22 protein-coding genes are annotated in these 25,912 nt (G+C 40.5%); 7 read left to right on the forward strand and 15 right to left on the reverse strand.

The features are described 5' to 3' along the window. Nucleotides 1-20: 20 nt before the first annotated feature. The 9 genes from EDD58_RS02990 to EDD58_RS03030 all read right to left on the reverse strand — a co-directional run bounded on the left by EDD58_RS02990 (nucleotide 21) and on the right by EDD58_RS03030 (nucleotide 14,228). The gene (locus EDD58_RS02990; protein ID WP_131923341.1) at nucleotides 21-2,900 is read right to left on the reverse strand and encodes a VWA domain-containing protein; all 2,880 of its coding nucleotides are present in this window, start codon (nucleotides 2,898-2,900) and stop codon (nucleotides 21-23) included. Continuing rightward, on the reverse strand, nucleotides 2,890-4,692 hold the full coding sequence (locus EDD58_RS02995) for a VWA domain-containing protein (protein WP_243648641.1): 1,803 nt from the start codon (nucleotides 4,690-4,692) through the stop codon (nucleotides 2,890-2,892). Before EDD58_RS02995 ends, EDD58_RS02990 begins: the two co-directional genes overlap by 11 nt. 27 nt (nucleotides 4,693-4,719) lie before the next feature. Continuing rightward, a complete protein-coding gene (locus EDD58_RS03000) occupies nucleotides 4,720-5,628 on the reverse strand; it encodes a DUF58 domain-containing protein (protein ID WP_131923343.1) in 909 nt (302 codons plus the stop codon). A 6-nt stretch (nucleotides 5,629-5,634) separates the two neighbouring features. After that, on the reverse strand, nucleotides 5,635-6,639 hold the full coding sequence (locus EDD58_RS03005) for an AAA family ATPase (RefSeq protein WP_131923344.1): 1,005 nt from the start codon (nucleotides 6,637-6,639) through the stop codon (nucleotides 5,635-5,637). A gap of 19 nt (nucleotides 6,640-6,658) precedes the next feature. Next, nucleotides 6,659-8,299: a hypothetical protein gene (locus tag EDD58_RS14740; protein WP_165875769.1), complete on the reverse strand. Its 1,641-nt coding sequence runs from the start codon at nucleotides 8,297-8,299 to the stop codon at nucleotides 6,659-6,661. Beyond that, nucleotides 8,296-9,210 (reverse strand): ABC transporter permease, encoded by a 915-nt coding sequence (locus EDD58_RS03015; protein ID WP_131923345.1) that lies wholly within the window; start codon nucleotides 9,208-9,210, stop codon nucleotides 8,296-8,298. The genes EDD58_RS14740 and EDD58_RS03015 overlap by 4 nt, the downstream gene beginning before the upstream one ends. After that, the gene (locus EDD58_RS03020; RefSeq protein ID WP_131923346.1) at nucleotides 9,179-10,147 is read right to left on the reverse strand and encodes an ABC transporter ATP-binding protein; all 969 of its coding nucleotides are present in this window, start codon (nucleotides 10,145-10,147) and stop codon (nucleotides 9,179-9,181) included. The genes EDD58_RS03015 and EDD58_RS03020 overlap by 32 nt, the downstream gene beginning before the upstream one ends. Beyond that, nucleotides 10,144-12,408, reverse strand: coding sequence for a DUF7408 domain-containing protein (locus EDD58_RS03025; RefSeq protein ID WP_131923347.1), 2,265 nt, complete (start codon nucleotides 12,406-12,408; stop codon nucleotides 10,144-10,146). Before EDD58_RS03025 ends, EDD58_RS03020 begins: the two co-directional genes overlap by 4 nt. A 230-nt stretch (nucleotides 12,409-12,638) precedes the next feature. After that, the gene (locus EDD58_RS03030; RefSeq protein ID WP_131923348.1) at nucleotides 12,639-14,228 is read right to left on the reverse strand and encodes an ABC-F family ATP-binding cassette domain-containing protein; all 1,590 of its coding nucleotides are present in this window, start codon (nucleotides 14,226-14,228) and stop codon (nucleotides 12,639-12,641) included. Nucleotides 14,229-15,164: 936 nt separating this feature from the next. Here EDD58_RS03030 and EDD58_RS03035 point away from each other — a divergent pair. The 4 genes from EDD58_RS03035 (at nucleotide 15,165) to EDD58_RS03050 (ending at nucleotide 17,742) form a co-directional block, all read left to right on the forward strand. Beyond that, nucleotides 15,165-15,590 carry a DUF2621 family protein gene (locus tag EDD58_RS03035; protein ID WP_131923349.1) on the forward strand — a complete coding sequence of 142 codons (426 nt, stop codon included), beginning with the start codon at nucleotides 15,165-15,167 and terminating at the stop codon, nucleotides 15,588-15,590. Nucleotides 15,591-15,767: 177 nt separating this feature from the next. After that, a complete protein-coding gene (locus tag EDD58_RS03040) occupies nucleotides 15,768-15,974 on the forward strand; it encodes a cold shock domain-containing protein (protein ID WP_044641027.1) in 207 nt (68 codons plus the stop codon). 126 nt (nucleotides 15,975-16,100) lie between these two features. Further along, complete coding sequence (locus tag EDD58_RS03045) at nucleotides 16,101-16,709, forward strand: methyltransferase domain-containing protein (protein ID WP_165875770.1); 609 nt, start codon at nucleotides 16,101-16,103, stop codon at nucleotides 16,707-16,709. 127 nt (nucleotides 16,710-16,836) lie between these two features. After that, nucleotides 16,837-17,742 carry an RluA family pseudouridine synthase gene (locus EDD58_RS03050; RefSeq protein ID WP_131923351.1) on the forward strand — a complete coding sequence of 302 codons (906 nt, stop codon included), beginning with the start codon at nucleotides 16,837-16,839 and terminating at the stop codon, nucleotides 17,740-17,742. A gap of 55 nt (nucleotides 17,743-17,797) precedes the next feature. On the opposite strand, the gene EDD58_RS03055 is transcribed toward EDD58_RS03050, so the two are convergent. Next, a complete protein-coding gene (locus EDD58_RS03055; protein ID WP_131923352.1) occupies nucleotides 17,798-18,100 on the reverse strand; it encodes a YunC family protein in 303 nt (100 codons plus the stop codon). 81 nt (nucleotides 18,101-18,181) lie between these two features. Beyond that, nucleotides 18,182-18,439, reverse strand: coding sequence for a DUF6154 family protein (locus EDD58_RS03060; RefSeq protein ID WP_131923353.1), 258 nt, complete (start codon nucleotides 18,437-18,439; stop codon nucleotides 18,182-18,184). Nucleotides 18,440-18,684: 245 nt separating this feature from the next. Between EDD58_RS03060 and EDD58_RS03065 the strand changes: the two genes are divergently transcribed. After that, complete coding sequence (locus EDD58_RS03065) at nucleotides 18,685-19,155, forward strand: QueT transporter family protein (RefSeq protein ID WP_207903235.1); 471 nt, start codon at nucleotides 18,685-18,687, stop codon at nucleotides 19,153-19,155. Here EDD58_RS03065 and EDD58_RS03070 read toward each other — a convergent pair. From EDD58_RS03070 to EDD58_RS03080, 3 genes are read right to left on the reverse strand one after another with little or no spacing between them, the layout of a single operon-like run. Next, nucleotides 19,152-20,597, reverse strand: a complete 1,446-nt coding sequence (locus EDD58_RS03070) for a bifunctional metallophosphatase/5'-nucleotidase (RefSeq protein WP_131923354.1) — start codon at nucleotides 20,595-20,597, stop codon at nucleotides 19,152-19,154. The two genes, EDD58_RS03065 and EDD58_RS03070, sit on opposite strands and share 4 nt — an antisense overlap. A 15-nt stretch (nucleotides 20,598-20,612) precedes the next feature. Continuing rightward, nucleotides 20,613-21,443: a sulfite exporter TauE/SafE family protein gene (locus tag EDD58_RS03075; protein WP_131923355.1), complete on the reverse strand. Its 831-nt coding sequence runs from the start codon at nucleotides 21,441-21,443 to the stop codon at nucleotides 20,613-20,615. Between the two features lie 28 nt (nucleotides 21,444-21,471). After that, the gene (locus EDD58_RS03080) at nucleotides 21,472-22,320 is read right to left on the reverse strand and encodes a DUF72 domain-containing protein (protein ID WP_131923440.1); all 849 of its coding nucleotides are present in this window, start codon (nucleotides 22,318-22,320) and stop codon (nucleotides 21,472-21,474) included. A gap of 202 nt (nucleotides 22,321-22,522) precedes the next feature. Between EDD58_RS03080 and EDD58_RS03085 the strand changes: the two genes are divergently transcribed. Both EDD58_RS03085 and EDD58_RS03090 read left to right on the forward strand, forming a co-directional pair. Further along, nucleotides 22,523-22,954 carry a M67 family metallopeptidase gene (locus tag EDD58_RS03085; protein ID WP_131923356.1) on the forward strand — a complete coding sequence of 144 codons (432 nt, stop codon included), beginning with the start codon at nucleotides 22,523-22,525 and terminating at the stop codon, nucleotides 22,952-22,954. 4 nt (nucleotides 22,955-22,958) lie between these two features. After that, the gene (locus EDD58_RS03090) at nucleotides 22,959-24,443 is read left to right on the forward strand and encodes a nicotinate phosphoribosyltransferase (protein ID WP_131923357.1); all 1,485 of its coding nucleotides are present in this window, start codon (nucleotides 22,959-22,961) and stop codon (nucleotides 24,441-24,443) included. 91 nt (nucleotides 24,444-24,534) lie between these two features. Here EDD58_RS03090 and aceA read toward each other — a convergent pair whose 3' ends face one another. Then, nucleotides 24,535-25,818, reverse strand: a complete 1,284-nt coding sequence (aceA, locus tag EDD58_RS03095) for an isocitrate lyase (protein WP_131923358.1) — start codon at nucleotides 25,816-25,818, stop codon at nucleotides 24,535-24,537. Nucleotides 25,819-25,912: the final 94 nt, after the last annotated feature.

Below are 25,912 nucleotides of genomic sequence, written 5' to 3' on the forward strand. Positions count from 1 at the left end.
CATCATATTTTCCAAATTTTTTAACCCTTGTGATTTGAATCGAATCGATCACGCTTCCTCTTTGCTGCCAACAATCGTGAAAGATGTGTTTCTGTAGAAGATGCCTCTTTCTTTTCAACTGGTTTGTTTTTCGAGGTCGAAGTTTTCTCTTTTACTGTTTCATTTGTTGTTTTTTGATTGGACTTCGGCGAAAATCCTTTTTCTTGCTTTTGTACTCGCAAAGCTTCTACAGAAACATTTTTATGTGAAGATTTTTGTTGAATTCGCTGTTGAATCGCTGATCGAGATCTGTTTTGAATTTGGGAGAGATTCTCGGAATAGCTCTCTTCTTTTGCTGGTTTTGCTCTCTGAAAGAAACGATTGATCCATGCTTTAACACGTAACCAATCTTCTCGATTCATTGATAGTCTTCGAATCGCAATCTCTATGGGCCAGATCAATGTCAAAAGCAATAGTAAATAAATAGAGATATCCTGATCATCCCAACGACTCGGAGGTGTTTGAGCAAAAACATCTTTCAGATCAGAGAGTAGAATCCCTCCGCCTTGTTGAGCAATGCCTTCTAGTTTCTCTTTGGTTCCACTATGAAGCCCATATTCAGGTGAATAAGAAATGGCAATTCCATAGGTACCTAAAGGTTTCTCTTTATGTTTAGCTTGTAATAAATAGGTTCCAGGTTGATCAGCGATAAATTGGGTCGAAAACTTCCCAGGCGAAATCGCTTTTGCCACCAACTCTTTCTTTTGTAACTTCTCATCAATAAGAGTGAGTTGGATCGCATCATAGGAACCAAATTGTTCAGGATTCCCTTCAGCGGTAACATGAACAGTATTCCCTTCCCTTTGATTCGTTACTGTTAATCCACTTGTTTCATATTGGGGAAACGTCCAACTGATCACTTGGTTCCAAAATCTTGGGAAGTTCCCCCATTCAACCCACGGTTTAGACCACTTACCATTTACGTCGCTGGTCCATGCAACCGTCCGACCCAATCCATATTGCCAACGTGCCAAGATGGGGTCTGGATAAGGGCTTGCCATGACAACTTCAGCCGTTTGCTTTGGAGAAGTAGCTACATAAGCCCGTAGAGGTGGGACTGCTTTGGTCTGTTGATACCAGTCGGAACCACCTGTCCATTTAGGTGTAAATGGCTCATCCATAATATAACCGCGTGTAGCAACGGAGGTTTCTTTGGTAAAAATCGTCGGAATCGTACTCGGATTAGAGGCAAAATAGTATCTACCATCTGCCCATGTTGAAAGAGATTTTAATAAATTTTGATCGGCATCAGCTCCAACAGCAATGGTAGATAGAGTGATTCCTTCCTTTTTCATCTGTTCTGCCAATGCTTGATACTGTCCATCATGTGATTGACCATCTGTGAGCAAAATCATGTGTTTCCGTTTCACATTCATCTTTTTTAAATGTTGATAACCTTCTTGAAGTGCAGGATAGATATTGGTTCCACCATTTGCAGGAATGGATCCAATCAGTCCTTGAATTTCATTTAAATTCTCAACATGTTGCGGTTTAACGACCCACGAATTTTCACCATCAAATGCGAGAACCCCAATCTGGTCTTGTGGAGTGAGCAATTCAGTAGCACGGATCGCAGCTTCCTTGGATAGAGAGATCTTTTGTCCATGCATGCTCCCAGATTTATCAACGACAATCATTAGCCCTAGTGATGGGATTCGCTTTTTATCTTTGAGCTCCGAATGAACAGGGAGTGCTTCTTCAATTGGAGTTTTAAACCACCCACCTAAGGCATATCCTTCTTCTCCTCCAGTAGCTACAAGACCTACACCAAGATCTTGGACAGCGGTTCGAATGAGCTCCATTTTATTTTCTGGAAAGTAAAAAGCAGGTGTGTTCACCAAGACGATGGAAGCATACTGCTTATAAGCATCTAAGGTTTCTGGAAGTCCTTGAACTGACAAAAGATCTACCTGTACACCTGTTGTCTGTAAAGCATGAATCAAATTTTTCCCTTCTCCTGGTTGTCCCTCAACAACTAATACCTTGGGAGCCCCTTCCACTTGGCTAAAGCCAAAGACCTGATTATTATAGGAAATCGTATCCTGTTCAGCTTCTAACTCAACACGGTAACGCAAAAAACCACTTTCTTTGACTTGTACTGTAAATGAGTGTCTATTTTCACCCTTATGAATTTCCACTTGTTTCTCTTCAAGAACCCGATCATTTTCAAATAGGCGCAATTTTCCCTTTGTTTCAACATTGGATTGAATTTGTACTTGTAAATCTGCTTGCTCTTGAACAAATAATCGCTTGGGAACATCTAATTCTTTGATAAGAACCTCAGGTCCTGACTGAGAAGCAAGGGAAAATACATCGACTTGAATTCCACGGTCTTTAAGAATTTTTGCTTCCTTTTCAGCAGATCCTTGTGTTTCTTGTCCATCTGTTAATACAACCACTCTTCCCCGGGAATGATCAGGAAGGATCCCTCCCGCCAGACGTAACCCCGCCGCAAGATCTGTGGCATGTTTATTCACTACTGATAAAAAGGGGTCAACCTTTATCGTTGGATCAAGCGTCTGTTCAACCATCGGAGAAGCTCCAACAGAGATCACCGCAATCGATTCATCAGGATGTTTTTCCTTTAACGCCTCATTCATCAAGGCAATCGAACCATCAGGATCTTGAATCGATGCAGATCGGTCAACAACAAATACTGTTGATGGATGAAGGACCGGAAAAACAAGCTTAGTCTGAGCGATAATCGAAACGATCAATAGAAAAATTAAGCCTCTAGCTATTAAAATCATTTTTTTCTTAAAAGGGTCAACCCGTTGTTCTGTTTTCCACCATGTCCATAAGATCCAGCCAAGGGGCAAGAGTAAAATGAGGAACCATGGGTGAGACCAACTAATAGCCACGGCGATACACCATCCATTCCAATCCAACCACAATCAAGATTAACCAAGCGATCCACCACCATAACTCCGTGATTCCCTTCTCTGGAACAGAGTCATCGGATAGTGGGCGAGTAGGTATAGACTGTGGTTGAATCGACGATTCTGCGAGTGGGAAAGAGCTTGCTATCCAAAGATTTTTCCCTGTCATCGCTTCTTTCTCTTCTACTTTAAATAAACCAGTTTGGTTTGGTAGTGTGAGTGAACTGTTCTTTCCTTCGGTGGAATAAGAAATCGATTGATCATTATGAACCAGCTTGATTTCACCCTTACCTGGTGAAACAGGTAACTGAACAACTTCCCCTGCTTCTGCATGGATTCCCATGTGCTCAGTGGTAGGTTGTAACCAACTCATCATTTGCTGGATGAGAATCGGAAAGCCTGGCTGTAAGGGTAAATCTGATTTTTGCAAATCAAAGGTGAAAATAACTACTCGTCTTCCCTGTTCTTCACCCGCTAGGATCAGTGGTACATCACCCGACCTTACAATGACTTTGGCCCATGAAGGTGGCTTCATCTTTTTCACCTCTAACGCATGCATCTGCTTCAAGGGAACCTCTTTCATCATTGGATGTGTGGAATCTAATTGCACGTTCCCACTAATCGAAGCTTTTCCAGTGAGCTGAAATTCTTTCAATTGAGGATTTAGAAGGACCAATGGATAGCTTGGAGGTAATTGCTTCTGGGCTCCTTCTATCATTAAGGTTGACATTTCATGATTTCCTTTTGTAGGAACTTGTTCTGCTCGTGTCACCTGGGTTCTTTCATCTAGTTGTAAAGCTTTGAATAAAAAGAGATTTTCACTGCCGATCACAATGGCTTCTCGTTGTTCATTTCGATTTGAAAAGGCAAATCTTTCATTGTCTAAAGCTAAATGGTCATTAGGGGAAGAGATCGATACACGATAATAGGTCGAGTGGGGAAGCTGATTCCATCGAACCACCTTCGTTTCTCTTCCTGCCAGTTGAACAAGTTGTGTATCCAACATTTGTTCTTTGTCATTATATAAATAAACCATTACTTCACTCTTTTTATCTCCTAAATGATCTAACCGAGCAAACGCATCATATTTATTTCCTTTTTCCGTAACAGTAAATGAACCGATCGCTATATTTTCTTTATGGGTTCCCACTTGAATGAATCGATGAGGACGAAATGTAAGTTCAGCAGGAACATTCGCTCCATCACCAATTAAAATGATTTCTGACGAAGGATGTTTAGAGGTGAGTGCTTGGGAAAGTGCAAGCCCACCATGAAGATCACTCTCCCTATATTCACCCTCCATCTCCTTAATTTTCTTTTTTAACAAAGACTGATCTGTACTTTGAGAAACCAGAACATTGGGTTGTTCACCAAGAGCAACCAAAGTCATTGCTTGTTCAGCATTCATCTGGTCGATGAATTGAAGGGCTTTTTCTTTTGCCAAATCCAAACGCGTCTTTGGATCTTGTTCAATGGTTTGCATACTCCCTGATACATCGATCAATAATACTGTATGAGGAGCTTTTAAACCATCCGTCACAATGAATGGACGGGTTAAAGCAAATATCATCAGTATGGCTGCTAACAATTGCAACCACAACAACAAATGTCGCCATAACTTTTGCCAAGGACGATTGGCTTCCAGCTGATCCAACACTTGATTCCAGAGAAGTGTACTGGAGATGGTCTGATCTTGATATTTGCGCTTTAACAGATACAAAATGATAATCGCTGGGATCACTAAAGCTGCTAAGGTGAAAAATAAAGGCTGCATCCACTGCAATCGATCACCCCCTTAATCCTACGAGCGTACAAGCCCTGATCGTTGTAAAATAGTAAAAACTACAGTTTCTATGGAATCCTCAGCTGCAACAGGAATATAGATTATCCCTCTACGAAAGCACCACTCCTCCATTTGGCGAGCGTATGCTTCTGCAGTTTCCTCATAACGACGAAGTACCCACGAAGAGATGGAAACTTGCTTTTCCATCTGTGTTTCGCAATCAATCAGCCTCAGTTCACCCTTTAAACTGGGAGATCGTTCCTCTTTCGAAGTGATATGAACCAGACTCACTTGCTGTCTGGCTCCTTGTAAATAAGCAAGCCCTCGTTCATATCCAGAGGGGGAGAGACCATCTGTAAAAATAATAGACATTCCAGGTCGTCTTGGGATCGCCTTCGCTGTTCCTAATGCTTCATTCAGATCCCCTTCCTCCTGAAAAGAAAGAGATTGTAGAAACTGGAATAAACGCATCATTCCCCCACGACCTTGTTGAGATGGCAAGTTTCTTCTAATTTGCCGATCAAATGAATAGGCTCCTACACGATCCGCATGATGAAGACCTAGATAACCTAATGCAGCCGCTAACTGAACGGCCATTTTTCCTTTTTCTCCATCGCCCCAACCCATGGAACGACTTACATCAATATAGAGACTAATATCAGTCTCCCGCTCATCTAAAAAAGTCTTTAAAAACCATTTACCTAATCGTGCATAGGCAAGCCAATCCAATTGCCTTAAATCATCACCTGGGTAATAGGAACGGTAATCCGCAAATTCCAAGGAACTTCCCAACATATTAGAGCGACGAGAACCTGTCCGAACCCCACGAACCATTTGCCGTGACACGAGCTTCAATCGCTCTAACCGCGCTAAAAATTGAGGTTCAAAAATGGAGAGTCCATTCTGCCCTGTCCCATTTTGTTTCATCATTGGTTATTGTAGACTCCCTTTTTTCCACTCTGAGAGAATCTCACTTAACAACTGATCCGTCGTCATCCCTACAGCTTCCGCCTCAAAATTCCGTAAAATTCGGTGCCGGAAAACAGAAGGAGCAACTGCTTCAATGTCTTCTCTAGATACATTGAAACGACGATGTAAAAAAGCTCTAGCTTTAGCAGTCTGAATCAGTGCCTGTACGCCACGCGGACCTGCACCCGCTCGAACATATTGGCGAACCGATTCAGGTGCAGTTGAATGAGTGGGATGAGTCATCATTAAAAGTTTGACAGCCTCTTCAACAACTTCATCTGAAACGAGTAAATCACGAATCATCTTTTGCATTTCTAATAAGATGGTTCCATCTGTGATCGGCTTTAGCTCTATCTTTTTATTGGTCGAAGTACTTGTGACAATCAGTTTTAACTCCTCTTCAGTGGGAAAATCAACTACAATTTTAAATAAAAAACGGTCTAATTGAGCTTCAGGAAGTACATAGGTTCCTTCCATTTCCAATGGGTTCTGGGTTGCCAAAACAAAAAAAGGCTTGGGCAAGGGTCTCGTTTCTCCTGCAACTGTAACGGTATGCTCCTGCATCGCTTCTAGTAAAGCACTCTGTGTTTTGGGAGTAGCCCGATTAATCTCATCGGCAAGCACTAAATTCCCAAAGATCGGTCCTGGTTGAAAACGAAATGTATTTCTCCCATTTTCATCAGTGGTGATCATCTGGGTTCCCACGATATCTGCTGGCATCAAGTCAGGAGTAAATTGAATTCGCGAAAAACTTAAATCTAAACTCTGTGAAATGGTTCGTACCAACAATGTTTTCCCAAGACCTGGAACCCCTTCTAGCAAAGCATGACCGCCCGCCAAGATCGCAATCCATACTTGCTCGATCACATTTTTCTGTCCTATCATGATCTGTGAGATTGAGGAGCGAACTTGATCAATGATCTCTAATTGTTCTTCCCATTTCTCTTTGAACTCTACTTCTGTTGTCACATCTATTCCCCCTCATCTTTTACGGTTCTAACGACGAAAAGTAATCACGTACCAACTGTTGCCATTTAACAGACAATTCCCCACGATCCATGGCCTTTCTTACATCTTCTTCATATTGAGCGAACACTTCCTCGTAAGGACGACTCACACCGGGAACGGCATTCATCGAAGGATCCCATTGCTCATTGACATCTCCCACTGGTCCACCTATGCCATCTTGTGATCCACTTCCATTCAATCGATCCCAAGGCACTAAAACATCTCTACTTCCTTGACCTTGACCAACCCCCTTACCTATCCCAGAACCTTGTCCTTGACCTTGTCCTTGACCTTGGCCTTGACCTTGGCCTTGGCCTTGTCCTTGGCCTTGACCTTGTCCTTGACCTTGACCTTGGCCTTGGCCTTGACCTTGGCCTTGTCCTTGGCCTTGTCCTTGACCTTGGCCTTGACCTTGGCCTTGTCCTTGACCTTGGCCTTGTCCTTGGCCTTGTCCTTGGCCTTGACCTTGAGCCACTTGGGTAGGAGTGGTTAACCGCTGTTTAGCCATTTGCAAGGTTGTTTGAGACTGGGTAATCGAACCTTGCATTGCAAGCATTTGCTGATTTGCATTTGCCATCCCTTGTAGAGCCTGACTCAGCGATTGAGATGCTCCAGAAGATTGAGATGACAACTGAGTAGCCGCTTGCTGAAGTTGCTGAGCCACACTTTGTGTTGAAGCTTGTGAGGATTGACCCCACTGTTTACTTTGTTGGGCTAACTGTTTGCTTAACTCATTCTGCTGTTCTGGAGAAAGAGCTTCTAACGCTTTTGCCACTTGCTCAGGTGATAACTGATTCCCTTGTTCAGTTACAGCTTTAGCGAGTGGAGCCAAAGCCTGCTGTTTCTCCCACTCATCAATCATATTTGTAAGCGATTCTTGTTCTTTTTCCGAAGCCAGCTTTAATTGATTTAACTTTTCTTCACTTTTAGCAATTTCACTTGCCGCATCTTCCAATGTTTTTGCCTCTTTCAATTGGTCAGCAAGTTCCTTTAATTCCTTTTTCAACTTTTCCTTTTGTGCTGGATCTACCTCTTTAGTCTGATCCAATGCCTCTACTTGTTTTTCAACTTCTTCCTTTTGTTTATCAATCTGATTTTTCACCATAGCTTGTTGCTTTGCTTGTTCTGTTAAGGGATTAGGAAACCAAAGCAAAAGCAAAATGAGTGGGATTGTAGTACTAAGCAAGACTAAATCTTTTTTGGAACCCCAATCGATCGGAAAATATTGAGGGAGTTGTGGCATTTTGGCTCTCAATCGGGTTAGTGCATCATCACGTTGTAAGGAAATGATCGAACCACTCTGATCTTTCATCTCCCAGGAGGTACTAAGGCGATCCTGCAACTCCAAACGTTCATCTAATAAACGAGCTGTTTCTTTCCAAGTGGGTCGATGATAGATACCAATCAACACACCTAACAAGCAACAAACTCCTAAACTAATCATCGCAATCTGTTCAGGAGTAGCCAAAGGAATCACTCGGGCAAGTAATAACACGCCACAAGCTAACCCCAAACCTAATAAACTTCCTCTTTTGAGCCATAGCCAACAACGCTGTAACCAGTAGCGATGACGACCAGGCTTCATCATTGAAGCCCAGTCTGGTAATTGTTCTTTTCTCATGAATCCTTCGCCTCTTGAGTTTTTGGTTTACCTCTTTTTTTAAACCATTGAAAACGGTTAGGAGCCATAAAATAGACACTTCCTATGACTAAAAGGCTGGATAGAAGAGTATAAACCAAGATGTAAACCCAATACATATTTATATCATTTTCTCTACCTAAGAAATTAAATTGAGTGTTAGGAAACACATATGAAATGGACAAAACCGGATGGAGCGAAGCAATCACTTCACCAATGGTTTCCATTGTTTTACCAAACCCTATGACAGTCATTTGATTAGGGTCTATCCATAATCTAGAAAACTCCACCATCATAAAATAAACAATAATAATCCCAATCCCAAGAACTGCAACAGTGATATAGGAAAGGATCGTAGCCAAGCCTGATCTCTTAAACAGAGCAGAGTAGAAAACCCCTAAGCTTCCCAAAAAAATCATTGTAACAAACAGATGGAGAACTACCTTAACGATATAGATCATAGAAACTCCACCATATTGATAAATGACCATGTACAAGGGAAGTGAAGAAAAAAACAACAGTAACATAAAACTAAGTGCAGCAAGCCATTTACTAACAACAATTTGACTAGACGTGAGATTCGTTGTTAATAAAACAGGTAATGTTTGTCGTTCACGTTCGCCGCTGATCAATCCAGAGGTAATTCCAGGCACTACAAAAGCAACCACAATAATTTGTACCACACATAATCCGATAAACATAATTAGTGAATCCTCAGGACCTTTGACCCCACGCTCCAAAAAGTGTGATAATGCCACCATGGATATAAGAATTCCACCTGTAATGAGTAAATAGAAAAACAAAATCCAAGGTGTTTTTCTGGTTCTCATCCGCCATTGATATTCTTTTAATAGGACTGGATTATTCAGCCAATTCAGTAGTAGCTTGTTCATCTGGACTCACCTCCTGATACCCTTTCGTCACTTGTAAAAATACATCTTCCATATCTACTTGAACTTCATGAAATCCAATCACAGGTACTTGATGCTGAATTAACTGTTGTAAAATCTCTGCAAGCTGCTCTTCTTTCCCTTTAACTTGGAAAGAGATCTGACCAGTTTCTTCATTCACTGAAAGAACTTTTCCTAAGCTCTCGAGTACTTCTGTTGCCTGATCAATCTCTTTCAACACCTTGATTTCTATTTCCCGACCCTGTTGTCTTGCTTGATCTGCGATTTCATCGACCGATCCGAAAGCGATCAACTCGCCATGTTCCATAACCCCAATGGTGTCACATAAGCCGGAGAGTTCAGGTAAAATATGCGAACTGATCATGATTGTTTTACCCATACTGCGTAACTCTTTTAATATCTCTCGGAACTCAATCCGAGCACGTGGATCTAATCCTGATGCAGGTTCATCTAAAATAAGAAGCTGCGGATCATGAACAAGGGATCTCGCCAATCCTAAACGCTGTTTCATTCCCCGTGATAATTCATCCACATAAGAGTCTCGTTTGTCAGCTAAATTGACAAGCTCTAACAGTTCCAGTGATATTTTTTTCCTAGCTTCTTTTTCAACTCCATAACAGCCGGCATAAAAGTCCAAATACTCCAACGCAGTCAAATTGTCATACACTCCAAAGAAGTCTGGCATATATCCAATAATCCTGCGAACATCTTTTTGCTCTTTCATCACATCATAACCACCTACCCAAGCTTTTCCTGAAGTAGGCTGAAGAAGAGTGGATAAGATCTGCATCGTTGTTGACTTTCCCGCACCATTTGGACCGATAAAGCCAAAAACAGTTCCAGACTCAATGGTTAAATTCAAATTTTTGAGTGCTTTCATCTGTCCATACGACTTACAAAGATTCTCTGTCCGAATCATTGGCTCACCCTCCCTCGAACTTGAATGGTTGGTTTTTCAACTTCTACATTTGCATCGCCTTTCACTCGAATCTGAATTTTTTGGTCAGGGGAAAGAGCGATTTTTTCTAGATTGGGGGTTTTAAGACCTACCCATTGTTGATGTACCCAATCATAAACTTCTAGATCACTACGTATAGGTTGAATACTTAACTCCGAAAGCTCTTTGATATTCCACTCACTTAAATCAAATTCAAAAGTAAATGTTCCTGAGCTTTCTATATAAATTCCACTTCCAGTAAACATTTGATAAGGAACTGTGGAATGAATAATTGACGAGTCAATCACTCCAAACGGAGCTTTTAAGGTTCCATCTGACATAGGTTGAATATCCATCTTGCCATTGACTAGAAACAGACTCGATTGCTCGATGGTTTGATTCTCAACTTCTAATTTGATTAAATTCTCTCTAGTAAATCCAACTACATCAATCATCGAGATGGTAGAGAGTTCGTCTTGTTTATCATATAACATTATCTTTTTTAATGACATTTCTTCCCCCATCACAAATGGAGGCTGAGAGTTAGGAGTTACCATTTGAATTGGTATATTAGATGAAAAAGGCTTTGATTCACCAGGCTTAAGATTTCCAATCGGTAACGTTTGATCACCAACCATAACTTTAACATCTTCCATCAATAAATCTGTTTGGTTGGTCACAGTCCCTTTACTTCCTTGATCCGTGATTTGTATACTTCCTGTCAAAGTTCCATTCATCTTTTTAATGGACTCAGTATATAAGTTTCTCGTACTCCATTGAGGAACGTTTTGAAATGTAATCTTGGGCTTGTTTTGAAAGCTAACCGTACTTTCTAGTTCTTTACGAAGTCCATATTCGCCAATGTTTCGATTCCAGATAAACCCATTATCAGCTACAACTGAATAATCTCCCTCTTCTTGTGAAACTATTGCCGACGCTGCCCTTACTGTAGCTTGCTCTCCATTCTCTACCTCTATATAGCCAATCGTGTTGATCAACACATCTTGACCATGAATCCATTGTCCATAGATCAGAAAGCCAGTGGCAAAAATAATGCTGACGATAGGAACAGCTACCCACATCCATTCATGTTTTCGTTTTCGAGATAACACCCAATAGATGATTGGACCTAAAATCAAATAAATAACAAAAACAATCACAATGACCCCGATGGAGGGAGTTGGATAGTTATCAAATTCTATAAACGACTGATTCAGTAAACCAGCTCCCCCTCGAATAAATTCGTTTCGCCCCTCGTAATCATCCTGTTTCATATCTAGTGAAATGAGTTGGTGAGACCAGATTTTTTCATAACCAGACCATTGTTTCATAGGTTCTGCTAATAGATCATAGCTTGCAAAATATACTTTACCTTGATCGAATTTCCCTTGAGCGATGAGAGGAATCCCCTCAGTTTGGAGTAAAGTGCTACTCCCTTTTTTCAAACGGCTCCCTTTTACCTCTATTTGTCCAGCTGGGGGAGCTCCCCATTGATTTAATGATTGAAGGTTTTTTAGTTGAGTTCCAGATTGAATATCTTGAACTGGAAGAATAGAGGAAAACCCTCGAATCAATTCAGATGAGTTACTTCCACTCAACACTAGCTTTCCACCATTTGCCACCCATAATTGAAGTGCTTCCATCTGTTTCGGGGAAATGCTTTCAGAAGTTAAACGGTTAATTACGATGGTATCAAATCCAGAAAGCCCACGAGACTGAATGGGTAAATCCTTTACTTGGATTGGATATGTATATACACGAACATCACTATTACTTGAAGCAAACATCTGATTCCAAACAGAAGCATCATTTGGGTTATCACTCAAATACCCAATAGCTAAATCTGTCTCTCCTAGCTGACGCCCCCCCATTTTTACTGATTGAACAACCTTGTCATTCTCCACCCATACAATCTGAGTGGTTGGGAACGCCGCAGCCCTTGGAATGTATAAGACAACTTCTTTCGTTGAACCTGAAGGTACTTTAATACTTTCTTTTTGTTGTGTAGTTGGTGATGGTTCAGATTGAACTAGTTTGGGTGGTTGAACCATCAGTTGTCCTTCAACTTCTCCACCTTGACTGGTGACACGAACTTTGACTGGAATAAATTCTCCTTTGTATTCTCCATTCCAACCTGGCTCTACCTGCAATTGAACCTTCGATTCAGCAGAAGCCTGAATTGGATTGGACATGACACATAAACTGCCTATGATGAAAATTAATAGGTACTTCAGCCATCTCATATTTGTTCACCCTTTCATAGATATATTCGTAGACTTTCCAATTTTTCTACTCCTTTCATCCCATAAAGCTTATCATGGGAAAGAAAACAAAATAAAAAGAAGGTTATAGATGGCTTCTTCTCATACAGCTTGTAAATTCTACTTTACTTTATATAACGAACCAATAGATGAAAAAGTTTACTATATTTTAAAAATAAAAAGCCTGCTCCTAAGAACAGGCTTTGATCTACTTATTTAACCTTATATGCAAGGTATTCATCATAGGTCATTTGCTTATCTGTGATTCCTGATGGATCTAGCTCGATAATACGATTAGCGATGGTTTGCACAAACTCATGGTCATGAGAAGTAAATAACATGGTTCCATTAAACTTGATCAACCCTTTATTCAACGCTGTGATCGATTCTAAATCTAAATGGTTCGTCGGGTCATCTAATACAAGCACATTGGCTCCACTCATCATCATTCGGGACAACATACAACGTACTTTCTCTCCCCCAGATAACACAGACGGCTTTTTCAACACTTCATCTCCAGAAAATAACATCCGCCCTAAAAAGCCACGCAAATAAGATTCTGTCTGATCTTTGGAAAAAGGACGCAACCAATCGACTAAGTTCGACTCATTTCCCTGGAAATAATCATTGTGATCTTTGGGGAAATAAGCTTGAGATGTTGTAATTCCCCATGAAAAAGATCCTTCATCAGGTTCCAATTCCCCTGTGACAATTTGAAACAGTGTTGTATGGGCTAATTCATTTTCTCCCACAAAAGCGATTTTATCACCCTTGTTCACTGTAAAACTAACCCGATCTAACACTTTTTCACCATCAATCGTTTTACTGATCCCTTCAACACGTAATAAATCATTCCCAGCTTCGCGCTCTGGTTCAAAGTGAATATAGGGATAACGACGGGAAGAAGGCTTAATATCTTCTAGTGTGAGTTTTTCTAATTGCTTTTTCCTCGAAGTCGCTTGCCGTGCTTTAGAGGCATTGGAGCTAAAACGCGCAATAAACGTTTCTAACTCTTTCCGCTTCTCCTCTAGCTTCTTATTTTTCTCTTTGGCTAACTGTGACACTAACTGGCTAGACTCATACCAGAAGTCATAGTTACCCACATATAGTTTTACTTCACCAAAGTCAATATCTACAATATGTGTACAGACTTGATTCAGAAAGTGACGATCATGCGAAACCACAATCACTGTACTTTCAAAATCAAATAGAAAGTTCTCTAGCCAACGAATTGCTTGAATATCTAAGTGGTTCGTAGGTTCGTCTAATAGCAATATGTCTGGTTTTCCAAACAATGCTTGAGCTAAAAGGACTTTCACTTTTTCAGCTCCAGACAACTCTTTCATTTTTTTGTGGTGGAGATCTTCTGCAATTCCTAAGCCAGATAACAAAATCGCTGCTTCCGATTCAGCTTCCCAACCATTTAACTCTGCGAATTCTCCTTCCAATTCAGCCGCACGCATGCCATCCTCATCTGAGAAATCTGGCTTCGCATAGATCGCTTCCTTCTCTACCATGATTTGATACAAAGCGCTATGCCCCATAATAACTGTATTTAATACAACTTCTTCTTCATATTGGAAATGATCCTGTTTTAAAACTGCTAACCGCTCTCCAGGAGTCATGATGACATCCCCTGTATTTGGATCCACTTCCCCTGATAAAATCTTCAAAAAGGTGGATTTTCCAGCACCATTTGCACCTATGACACCATAACAATTGCCACGAGTAAACTTGATATGAACATCTTCAAATAGTTTACGCCCACCATATCTCAAACCGACACCTTGTACATGTATCAATCCTTTGTTCCTCCGTTTACGTCTTATTTCCTTGTCTATTGTACCATGGTTTATGTTTCGAGCAAGATTGTGTAGAAGTCAATCTTTTATCATCATACGACAAGTTAACTTCATGGTGTCGATCATGAACAAAACCCAATGACTGATCGATCCCCATCGATGGGTCAACTAGTATGACTAAATTCTTATTGTTACAATTAGATTTCAGATCCTTAGGAGGGTTTACATCCACTTCGAACATTACACAAGAGGCGGGATATACATCTCACTAAAAGCGATTTTAGATAGTTTCTTCAAGCATTTGAAACATACTTGAACTATCAAATCAATGCGAAACACTATTTTATATACGTGTCATCAGCAATTTTCGAAAAAAAGATGTGTCATACTTCTGTTTTACTGTTTCTCTTGTATAACTGCAACTTTACATTCAGATTACAATTTACAAAAAACAAAGACAACCCGTAACCAACTGAATATAATAAAAATCAATAAGAGGTTACTTGGAGGTAACAATGATGAACAACGTAGCAATTGGAATCTTTCATGCAACCTTACTCAGTCTCCCAATGTGGGGAATCGTAACTTATACCATTCACTTAATGATTTCTTAATCCTAAATTTTGACATTTATGATCGTTTATATATATTGCAAGACATACATAATTCGAGGAGGAATTTCATATGAATAATCCAGTGGTAGGTATTGTAAATGCAACTTTGTTTAGTATCCCATTGTGGGGAATTATCTACTTTGGGGTCAGTATCTTCATCTAACTTCACAACGAAAATGGTTTAACCCTTCAACATGGAGGGTTTTTTTATTCTCCTACTCCTCAAGTGTCAAACTCTACTTGGTAGATCAGCCAAGTCTTGCCTGACCTGATCCCTTCTTTTATAATAATAAGTTGATACACATGGAAAGAGGTGAATACCGTGCCAGATATTTGGTTACAATGGTTTTACCTGTTATTTTGGATTGCACTCATAAGTTTAATGGCTATTGGCGGATTTTTTATGTTTCGGAAATTTTTAAAATCCCTTCCCCAAGCGGATGGTAAATCCACATTGGACTGGCAAGACTATTATATAAAGGAAACCTTACACCTATGGAATGATGAACAGAAAGCCTTGTTAAATGATCTAGTACAACCTGTTCCTCCACCATTCCGTGATGCAGCCAAACAAACAATCGCTGGGAAGATCGGACAATTAGCTTTAGATGCTCAAGCGAAACAAATGACTCAGGAACTCATTATTAGAGGGTATATTCAAGCTACACCTAAACGAGATCATAAGTTCTTAATTAAAACCCTTAAAAAGAAAAACATAGATCTATCCCCTTATCAACATCTGTTTTAAACATCCATTGTTTTATTTATCGGTTGAAATTTTTCCCATACTATGATATGATTCGAATACAACGTTAAAAAGCGGGTTTGTGAAAGTCAAGTTTCATCTTGTGGCCTCTTGTTTTAACAATAGGTTCAGGTGCTTGAAAGTACGTCCGCTTTTTAATTGAAGAAGGAGGCCCCAAGTATGAAGGGTAAAGTTAAATGGTTCAACGCAGAAAAAGGCTATGGTTTCATCGAGCGTGAAGATGGTGGAGACGTATTCGTACACTACTCCGCAATCCAAACTGAAGGTTTCAAAACCCTCGAAGAAGGCGAACCAGTTGAGTTCGATATCGTAGAAGGTGACCGTGGTCCTCAATCCGCTAACGTTGTTCGTCTAAACCACGCTTAATATTAAGCCAAATATGCTTTAAAAGCACTTCCCTCTTATGGGGAAGTGCTTTTTAGTATGATCCAATCCCATAACTCCTTTACATTTCCCTTACGTCACCCCTTATATTATTTTAGAGGTGATTGGATGACACAATATGAAAAAAACTATCGACAAGCATCATTTTATTGGGGAAAGGAACCCAATCAACTAGCTAAACGCTTCGTTGAAGTTGCTGGAAATATAAATGGGAAAACACTCATTGACCTTGGTTGTGGAGAAGGTAGGGATTCCATTTACTTTGCAAAACAAGGGGGATCTGTAACAGGTATGGATCTTGCTCATACAGGGTTGGTAAAAGCAGAACGTTGGGCGAAAGAAGAAAGTCTAAGCATTTCAACGATACAAGCTGATATTCAATCCTTTCGACTTGAGCACCCTGTTGATTTCATCTATTCTGCCGGTACATTACAGTACCTACCTCCTCACCAACGACAAAATCTATTTTCACACTACAAAATTAATACCCATCTTGGTGGAATACATTCTTTTCTTGTATTTATCGTAAAACCTTGGATCTCTCCTCCTCCTGACGCAACCAACGATGAATACTTGTATCGAAGTGGAGAGCTACTCCAATACTATTGGGATTGGAACATTTTATACTGTAATGAATACATTTTCGAATGTCATTCTAGTGGTGTCCCTCATGATCATGCTGTACAGGAAATGATAGCAAGAAAAGAGGTTAACTAAGCAGATCATAGGCTCCAAAGTCATTTTACATAAGCATCGTGCCATTGCCTTGTCGGAATAAAATGCAAGAAAATCAAGTCTTTTTGATTAAACACCTTATCAAAAGGAACGAATTGGAGATTACCTTATGAAAAAACGCTATGATGAGTGGATTACATTTACAATCACCCCCGAATGGGATCAGGCTACTGTGGTAGAAGTCCTTAAAGGTCCACTGATGGTATCCAATCGAATGATCAACCGACTCACTCGCCGAAAAGGAATTCGCCTAAACGGACGGACTCCATTCTTAAAAAAACAAGTCAGATTAGGTGACCGTATCCAAGTCGCCATTCGCCCCAAAGAACAAAGTGAGTTGCCTCCACAATCCGTTCCTTTTGAGGTGATTTTTGAAGATACAGATCTAATGGTAGTCAATAAGCCGGCGGGAATTCTCGTTCACCCTGTCCGTGAGAAAGATACTCACACTCTGGCACATGGAATTATTTATCACTGGCAACAACAAGGAGTAACAGGGATTGCTCGCCCTGTTCATCGACTTGACCAATATACTTCAGGTCTCATTCTTGTTGCTAAGAATGCTTATATGCATCAACTTTTAGACCGACAACTAAGAGAAAATAGAATATCTCGCCAATACCAAGCTTTTGTAGCTGGATCACTTCAAGACAATGAAGGAGTCATACAACTTCCCATTGGACGTGATCCCCACCATCCAACTCGTAGAATGGTGAAACAAAGTGGTGATGATGCGATTACTCACTACCGTCTGTTAAAGCAACGGAATGATATTTCTTTCGTTCAAGTTGAGTTAGAAACAGGTCGTACCCACCAAATCCGTGTTCATTTTTCCCATCTTGGACATCCACTATTGGGAGATCGATTATATGGTGGGGATTCAACATGGATCACACGACAAGCCCTTCACTCTGCATCTCTATCATTGATCCATCCTTTGTCCCAACAACAAATGTCTTTTTCTGCTGATCTCCCCGAAGACCTAGAAAGAGTGTATCGACAATTGGTTCATTAAACTTTGAACTGTATATCAAAAAGACCTGTGGAGACTTTATTCTCCACAGGTCTTTTCACATCATTCTTTTTAATGCCTCTTTACCTGTCATTCCTGGCATGATCCCCATCATCTTCGCTGTATCAGTGACCGATTCTAGCGGCGCCTCCAATAAATCATCTAGACTACGAACCCCTAATGCCCTTGCGGCAACAATATGGCGGTCTGATAAGCGCTCATTGAGTAAAGATACATCGAGCGCTCCACACATGATATAGCCTTGATCTGTAGTAATCACCAGTAATGTGGTTTTCGGTAACTTAACTTCTATGCCTAAAACTGTCTGTCCATCGATTTCAAGAGGTTTGAGTTGAACCATTAAATCTCCTCCCATGCCATCACACATACAATACAACATATGAATTAGACCTATAAAGTGTGAAGCTGATTTAATGGTTTTTTAATGAAAACGAGAAGGGACTACGGTAGTTTTCCATTGGGGTAGCTTTCCATCTTGAATCATTTTCATTTTTAACATTTCAACAAGATAAACACCCATCATCTGAATAATCTCATCATCACTCATCTCGGTAATCAACTGCATGACATGATCCCTATTTTGCTCCTCTAAAATACTTAATACGATGGCTACAGCATCTTCTTCTTCATCATTGAGTTGATCTCTATACAAGGAATATACATCATCCACAAAGCTCATCGGTCATCCTCCTCAACAGCTATTGTAGCTCAGTTCTTTCAAATTGACGAGATAGAATCTAGGCGATTACGGTACAATACGGATAAAAATGTTTAAAAATGGTGACTAGTATAGTGAAGAAACTTCACTATATCTCGGTCATAGCCAAACATTGGATCGATGAATACATCAAGCTCTATGTACAACTTAGGTAACTACCGTTAAAATAAAATGTCTATGAATATCTTGGTAGGAGGAATGATTCATTGGCTAGAAAATTGACGATCATCGCTCTCATTGCAGCTCTTTATGTGGTTCTCACCTTATTATTTGCACCTTTGTCATTTAATTATCTACAGTTTCGCATCTCAGAAGTCCTAACTGTTCTTCCATTTTTTACACCCTTAGCTGTCCCAGGATTATTTATTGGAGCAGTGATCTCCAATTGGTATAGTTCATTTGGTATCATTGATGTAATTTTTGGAGGGCTCGCTTCATTTTTAGCTGCCTGGTTAACCTCCAAAATGCCGAATCGATGGTTAGCACCTCTACCACCTGTGATTGTCAATGCAGTTATTATCGGAGCCATGTTAGGTGGCATTGCAGACATACCTGGGTTAAGCATTCCGATGGCTATGTTATGGGTCGGTTTAGGACAATTAGGTGTCTGTTATGGGCTTGGTCTTCCCTTCTTGCTCATCCTAGAACGGTATCGCCATCTTTTTCCAAAACTTTAAACGTCTTTTGCCGTTTGCCAACGATTTTGAACTGCTTGAGAAATAGCATTCGTTTGTTGCAAACGCCACGCAAGTAAATCTCTAAGAAATTCAGGTAAAAAGTATCGAATGACTTGACCCTTTTTAAACTGTGAGTAACCAGCTCCAAACGTAAACATATCTACGGTTGCAATTATGATTTCTTCATCTTCAGCTAAATGCTTGCCATTAATCTGGACAGAGCAGATTTTTCTTCTTGGCTTGCTCTCTGGATCATAAACAATCGTCATTCCTGAAACACAGAGCGAGCCAAGATTTTTTCCCCGAAAGCCAAATCCATAAACTTCTTTCTCTACGATCTCTTGAAGACAAGAATCCTCCAAGGCATGATAAATTTCTCTTCCTTGAATACGAAGCAAAACAGGATTAATCGGATGAGGACATATTTGATGAAGTTGTTCCAAAGTCACAGGACCCATAGGTAATGAACCTAGAAGTTGTCCACTATTTACGATCGCGATATCAGCTTTTGTCCATTGACGAAGACTATCTGCTAACAAATTCCCAAGTGGTGACTCTTCATAATAATTCACCACTAAAGGGATCGCCAACTCTGTAATACGCTTAGACAACACATTTTTGGCTCGTCTTCTTTCTTCACTGATCAACTCGTCAATTCGACTCGATGGCAACTCCTCAGCAGTCGGAAAGCATTCCCCATGAACCTGTTCAATCTGTCCCTTTGTTTGATCATAATCAATCCATATATGTCCTACATAACGACCAAACTTCCCGGCTCCTGCAATCCAAGTATCTCCAATCTGTTCAGGTACTTCTAATAAGTGATGAGTGTGAGCACCTAAAATCAGATCAATGCCCTCAATCTTTTCAGCCATCATCCGATCGGAGGGAAGCCCTAGATGGGAGAGAATGATTAACACATCGACTTGACCCTTTAATTGCTTCACTTGCCTTTCTAATGCCTCGATTGGTTCCATCACTTGCCATCCCATCAAGTCGTATACAACAGGATAAGGAACCGTAGCTCCCAAGAATCCAAAACGAACTCCACCTCTTTCTTCAATCCATCTCGGGTGAATCCATAGAGGGGGCTGCCTTGTCTCTTTATGTACTACGTTAGAACTGATCACTCGATACCCTGCATCTTGATACAACTGATTTAGTTGTGGCTTTGAAAAGGTGAGGAGTTCGTTATTACCGAGAGTAATCAAATCATACTGAGTAGCTTCCAAGATTCTGTTGTTAATTTGACCATCTGTGCCTTCTGTTTCCATTCTTTCTCGATCTGTATGATCTCCAATATCTAACATCCAGACAGGTTCACCATTCGATTCCCATTCATGCCTGTACCGTGATACTAAGGTATATACTTGAGAGGTTTGCTCTAAATGGCTGTGGATATCATTCGTATGTAGGAGATGAAATCGTTGAATAACGCTCATGAAAAACCTCCCACTTTATATAATGTGAAGACCATCCAAAACCATACGGATGGCAATGATGAATAAAAAAGAGCGAAATACGATAACGAGAGCTCTTCCGTTCATCTTTAAGGAAACCCAAGCTCCAAAACGCCCCCCTAACCAAGCTCCTGGAGCAAGAAAAACGGCTGCGAGCCAATGAATATTATCTTGAATGACATGGGTAAAACTTCCCATAATAGCAGTTAAAAAAATAACAAACATCGAGGTAGCTGTGGCTACATGAGGTGGAAATCCAAATAAAAGGAGCATCATAGGCATCATCATGGAACCCCCTCCAACTCCAAATAAGCCTGAGAGAATTCCTATGAAAAAAGAGAGGATAAATGCAGTAATACGATGATAGCCATACTCGTATGTTACCCCACTCGGCTCTTGAAAAGAACGAAGCACATCCCACTGAATGGCCTTTGGCTTTCCTTTTTCTTTTACATTTAACATAAATGAGATCAAGATCAAAACAAAGCCAAATGTAGCAAAAAAAACATCAGTTTCTTGAAAGAAACGAGTTAAATAAGCACCAACCATGGCTCCAGGTCCACAACCTAAGAAGAAAACAATCCCGCTTCGAAAATCGACTCGTTTCTGCTTTGAATAAGAAAGTGTGGAAGACAATGCAGTGATAACAATTAACAACATTGAAGTTCCTACCGCTATCGGTGGTGTAATCATCGAGAATTGTGGATTTACAGAAGCCAAAAAAAGAAGGGCTGGAACGATAATCACACCACCGCCTAAACCAGCTAAACTACCAATCGTTCCAGCAGCCAACCCCACTAGTAATAAAATGAGTCCTTCAACTAACATTCATTCTCTCCCTGTCTTTTAGATTAAGCTAAAAAAATTCCAATTGTCTAGGTGCAAGACCTTCAAAAGAAACTCCACATAGTTCCTTCATTTGTTTGGCACTATGTACAGCATCTCCTTGAGAGTTATTATTAAACAATAGAGTGATTTGTTTGACTTTCTCCTTTAACTCTTCCACACGCTGCACCCATTCAGCTAACTCCTCTTCAGAGTAACGATAAGCATATCTGACATCCCGCCAGTTGGGTTGTCCTTGATGATTCCAACCTTGAACATTCCGACCATGGAAGCGCACGAGTGTATGGTCGGGGTGAGTTGTCTCTAACACGATCGGAACTGATCCTTCACCTGCTTGGGGTTCATCACAAATCACATGAATGAGCTCTTCTCGTTCAAGAAATTGCAACGTTTGATCATGATATTCGGCTCGAAACCAACTCCGATTACGGAATTCTATAGCCATCGGAATATCACGGAACGCTTCACGTAACCGACGAATATATTTTACATGTTTTTGTGTGCAATCATACCAAGGTGGAAACTGAAACAACATCATAGAAAGTTTATTTGATTGGATCATGGGCTGAATCGAAAGAATCATTTCATTTACATTTTCTTGCCATGTCCGGATGGGGGCACGTTCTAAGCGACCATGTCCAGTCAACTCCCGATATGCCTTAATAACAAAACGAAATGAATCAGGTGTTTCTAAAACCCATTTTTCCATCCGCTCAGCCGATGCAATCGCATGGTAGGTACTGTCTACTTCTACAACGGGGAAATGCCCTGCATAAAGAGCAAGTTTCTTTTTTGCAGATGTTCCTGGCGGATAGAGTTCATGATGATCTCCCCAACCACATACACCAATCTGGATCAGGTTCACAAGATCCGCCCCTTTCTTTAAAAGATTGAGCCCATACACTCTTTAACTCATTCTATAATTGACACCATTGTATCATATGAAGTTCTATTCCTTCTTCCTTTGATTTTTGATTAAATTAGACGGGGTCAGTAATAAAATATAAAATAAGATATCAGAGCCTTGGATGATCTTCCAATTCCAATAAGGAGAGATGTGAGTGAAATTTTTTTTATCGATCCAGATCTCCGTCATTGAGCAAATCCGGGATTATTGTTATAACTGCTTACCTTATGAGGGATACGGAATCCTAGCGGGAACAACCACAGAGATCACTCATTTTTTTCCAATTCCTAATCATGATCAAAGTCCATGCTCTTTTGAATTCGATCCAAAAGTCTATTTGGAAACGATCAAACAGATGAAAGTTCAACAGCTAACATGGATCGGAGTTATCCACTCTCATCCATTCATCTCAGCTTATCCGTCTCCACGTGACCTAAAACAATGGAGCTTCCATCATAAAAGCTTCTGGGTCTATTCGTTTAAAAATGGGGAAGACGATTTATGTGCCTACTCTATTCAACAAGAACAAGTCATTCCAATTATCTATCAGATAACTGGACAAACCCTGACAGACAGGAGTTTATAATGTCATGATCACACCAACCATATCTGCTTTGCATACAGACAAATATCAAATCACAATGATGTATAGTCATTGGAAACGAGGAACTCATCTACATCGGCGCGCCTTTGATCTTTATTTTCGTTCCTTACCCTTTGGGAACGGTTATGCGGTTTTTGCTGGATTAGAGAGAGCCATTCAATATTTAGAAGGACTTCATTTTACTGAAGAAGACCTTGAATACCTTCAATCACTCGATGAATCGTTTGACCCTGAGTTTTTAAACATGTTACGCAATTTCCGTTTTAGGGGCGATGTGTATGCCATGCCTGAAGGAACCATCGTTTTCCCCAATGAGCCACTCATTCGCCTTGAAGGAAATATTATGGAGCTGCAACTCATCGAAACGGCTTTACTAAACTTCATTGGCTTTCAAACCTTGATCGCCACAAAAGCGGCAAGAATCCGTCATATCGCGGGTGAAGACATGCTGATGGAATTTGGAACCCGTCGCGCTCAAGAAATGGACGCGGCTGTTTGGGGTGCAAGAGCTACCTATATCTCTGGCTTTCATTCCACCTCCAATACACTGGCTGGAAAAATGTTCAATATTCCTACAAGCGGAACCCATTCTCATTCGTGGGTCCAGGATTTCGATTCCGAGCTAGAAGCATTTCGAGCTTATGCCGAAACCTTCCCAGATAACGCCATTTTACTAGTAGATACGTATGATACTTTAAAAAGTGGCATTCCCAATGCAATCAAAGTTGGTTTGGAGCTTAAACAAAAAGGCAAACGCTTAATCGGAATCCGCTTAGATAGTGGTGATTTGGCTTATTTATCAAAAAAAGCTAGAAAGATGCTAGATGAAGCAGGTCTCACAGATACCAAGGTAGTTGCTTCTAGCGATTTAGATGAATTTACAATCTTGAATCTCAAGTCACAAGGAGCCCAAATCGAGTCTTGGGGAGTAGGAACCAAATTGATCACTGCTTTCGACAAACCCGCTTTAGGAGCCGTTTATAAAATGGTTGCCCGACATGAACATGACCACTGGGTTCCCACTTTGAAAATCTCTTCAAATCCAGAAAAGGTGACCACACCCGGAAGAAAAAATGTCTTTCGTATCATTAATAACCAGACAGGAAAAGCACGTGCGGACTACATTACCAAAGTAGATGAAGCGCTCGATGAGAATAAGCCATTAGTTCTTTTTCATCCCGTTCATACTTTCCGTCGCAAAGAAGTAACCAACTATACAGCGGTTCCTTTGTTGAAAAACATCTTCCAAAATGGACAGTTAGTATATGATGTTCCTACTCTGAATCAAATTAGAGACTATCATGAAGAGCAATTAAAATTATTCTGGGAAGAATATTTACGCACCTTAAATCCAGAAGAATACTATGTTAATCTATCAGAACCCTTGTGGCAACAAAAACAGGATCTCTTACAAACCATTTATCAGCAAATTAAAGTAGATACAAAGCAAAACCATAACCACCCAGAATGAACAACCAAAGCTCTTTTACCATAGAAAAACGCCAAGCAACCATATACTTGGCGTTTTCCCTCTTTATATTTATCAATGATTTGGATTAAACCTATTTGGAAGTAAATTGCTCTGCTTCAGTAGAGCCAGCAAGAGCAGTAGTAGAAGAAGTTCCACCTGTAATCACCATGGAAACCTCGTCAAAGTAACCTGTACCCACTTCCCGTTGATGACGTGTAGCACTGTATCCATCTACTTCCGCAGCAAACTCCTCTTGTTGTAGCTCAGAGTATGCTGCCATTCCTTTTTCACTATATCCTTTAGCCAATTGAAACATGCTATGGTTCAACGCATGGAAACCAGCTAAGGTGACAAATTGGAATTTATAGCCCATTTTACCTAGTTCCTCTTGGAAGCTAGCAATGGTTGCATCATCCAATTTCTTTTTCCAATTAAACGATGGGGAACAGTTGTATGCAAGAAGTTTGCCTGGATATTTAGCATGAATCGCTTCCGCAAATTGACGAGCCTCTTCCAAATTAGGCTCAGACGTTTCACACCAGATCAAATCTGCATAAGGTGCATACGCCAAGCCACGAGCAATCGCAGTTTGCAATCCTGACCGAATCCGGAAGAAACCTTCTGGAGTACGCTCACCAGTTACAAATTCTTGGTCACGGGGATCTACATCACTGGTTAATAATTCAGCAGCATTTGCATCTGTACGAGCGACGAGAATGGTAGGTACGCCCATCACATCGGCAGCCAGACGTGCGGACACTAAATTGCGAATAGCTTGTGAGGTCGGGATTAATACTTTTCCACCCAAGTGACCACATTTTTTCTCTGAAGCTAATTGGTCTTCAAAGTGAACACCTGCTGCTCCAGCTTCGATCATGCTTTTCATCAATTCAAAAACATTTAACGGTCCACCAAATCCAGCTTCTGCATCAGCAACAATCGGTGCAAACCATTGACGATCATGCTTTCCCTCAGCATGCTCAATCTGATCTGCTCGCTGTAAAGCTTGGTTAATTCGTTTTACCACATGAGGAACACTATTGGCTGGATATAAACTTTGATCCGGATACATATGTCCAGATAGATTCGCATCAGCCGCTACTTGCCATCCGCTTAAATAAATCGCTTTCAATCCTGCTTTTACTTGCTGTACGGCTTGGTTTCCAGTTAAAGCCCCTAAAGCACGTACAAATGGATCATGATTTAAAAGCTCCCACAGTCTCTCAGAACCCTTTTGTGCCAATGTATATTCTATTTTTAGTGAACCTCTAAGCTTTAGTACTTCTTCAGCAGTATATGGACGTTGAACACCTTGCCAACGTGAGGAAGATTCCCACTCTTTTTTTAAAGCTGCTACTTCTTGTTGATAAGTCATTGATAATTCCTCCTCATTGATTGAAGTAATTAAAAAATATTTTTTATCCAATTCATTGTGCGGGGAGATGTTTCACTGGCGGACGACTTTCCAA

Source organism: Hazenella coriacea (genome assembly GCF_004341825.1).
Lineage (GTDB): Bacteria > Bacillota > Bacilli > Thermoactinomycetales > Thermoactinomycetaceae > Hazenella > Hazenella coriacea.

Bases quoted from the DNA above. Each gene is read 5' to 3' on its own strand.
- EDD58_RS02995 (WP_243648641.1), bottom strand. From the start codon at position 4,692: ATGCAGCCTTTATTTTTCACCTTAGCAGCTTTAGTGATCCCAGCGATT.
- EDD58_RS03000 (WP_131923343.1), bottom strand. From the start codon at position 5,628: ATGAAACAAAATGGGACAGGGCAGAATGGACTCTCCATTTTTGAACCT.
- EDD58_RS14740 (WP_165875769.1), bottom strand. From the start codon at position 8,299: ATGAGAAAAGAACAATTACCAGACTGGGCTTCAATGATGAAGCCTGGT.
- EDD58_RS03015 (WP_131923345.1), bottom strand. From the start codon at position 9,210: ATGAACAAGCTACTACTGAATTGGCTGAATAATCCAGTCCTATTAAAA.
- EDD58_RS03020 (WP_131923346.1), bottom strand. From the start codon at position 10,147: ATGATTCGGACAGAGAATCTTTGTAAGTCGTATGGACAGATGAAAGCA.
- EDD58_RS03025 (WP_131923347.1), bottom strand. From the start codon at position 12,408: ATGAGATGGCTGAAGTACCTATTAATTTTCATCATAGGCAGTTTATGT.
- EDD58_RS03040 (WP_044641027.1), top strand. From the start codon at position 15,768: ATGAAGGGTAAAGTTAAATGGTTCAACGCAGAAAAAGGCTATGGTTTC.
- EDD58_RS03045 (WP_165875770.1), top strand. From the start codon at position 16,101: ATGACACAATATGAAAAAAACTATCGACAAGCATCATTTTATTGGGGA.
- EDD58_RS03050 (WP_131923351.1), top strand. From the start codon at position 16,837: ATGAAAAAACGCTATGATGAGTGGATTACATTTACAATCACCCCCGAA.
- EDD58_RS03055 (WP_131923352.1), bottom strand. From the start codon at position 18,100: ATGGTTCAACTCAAACCTCTTGAAATCGATGGACAGACAGTTTTAGGC.
- EDD58_RS03060 (WP_131923353.1), bottom strand. From the start codon at position 18,439: ATGAGCTTTGTGGATGATGTATATTCCTTGTATAGAGATCAACTCAAT.
- EDD58_RS03070 (WP_131923354.1), bottom strand. From the start codon at position 20,597: ATGAGCGTTATTCAACGATTTCATCTCCTACATACGAATGATATCCAC.
- EDD58_RS03075 (WP_131923355.1), bottom strand. From the start codon at position 21,443: ATGTTAGTTGAAGGACTCATTTTATTACTAGTGGGGTTGGCTGCTGGA.
- EDD58_RS03090 (WP_131923357.1), top strand. From the start codon at position 22,959: ATGATCACACCAACCATATCTGCTTTGCATACAGACAAATATCAAATC.
- aceA (WP_131923358.1), bottom strand. From the start codon at position 25,818: ATGACTTATCAACAAGAAGTAGCAGCTTTAAAAAAAGAGTGGGAATCT.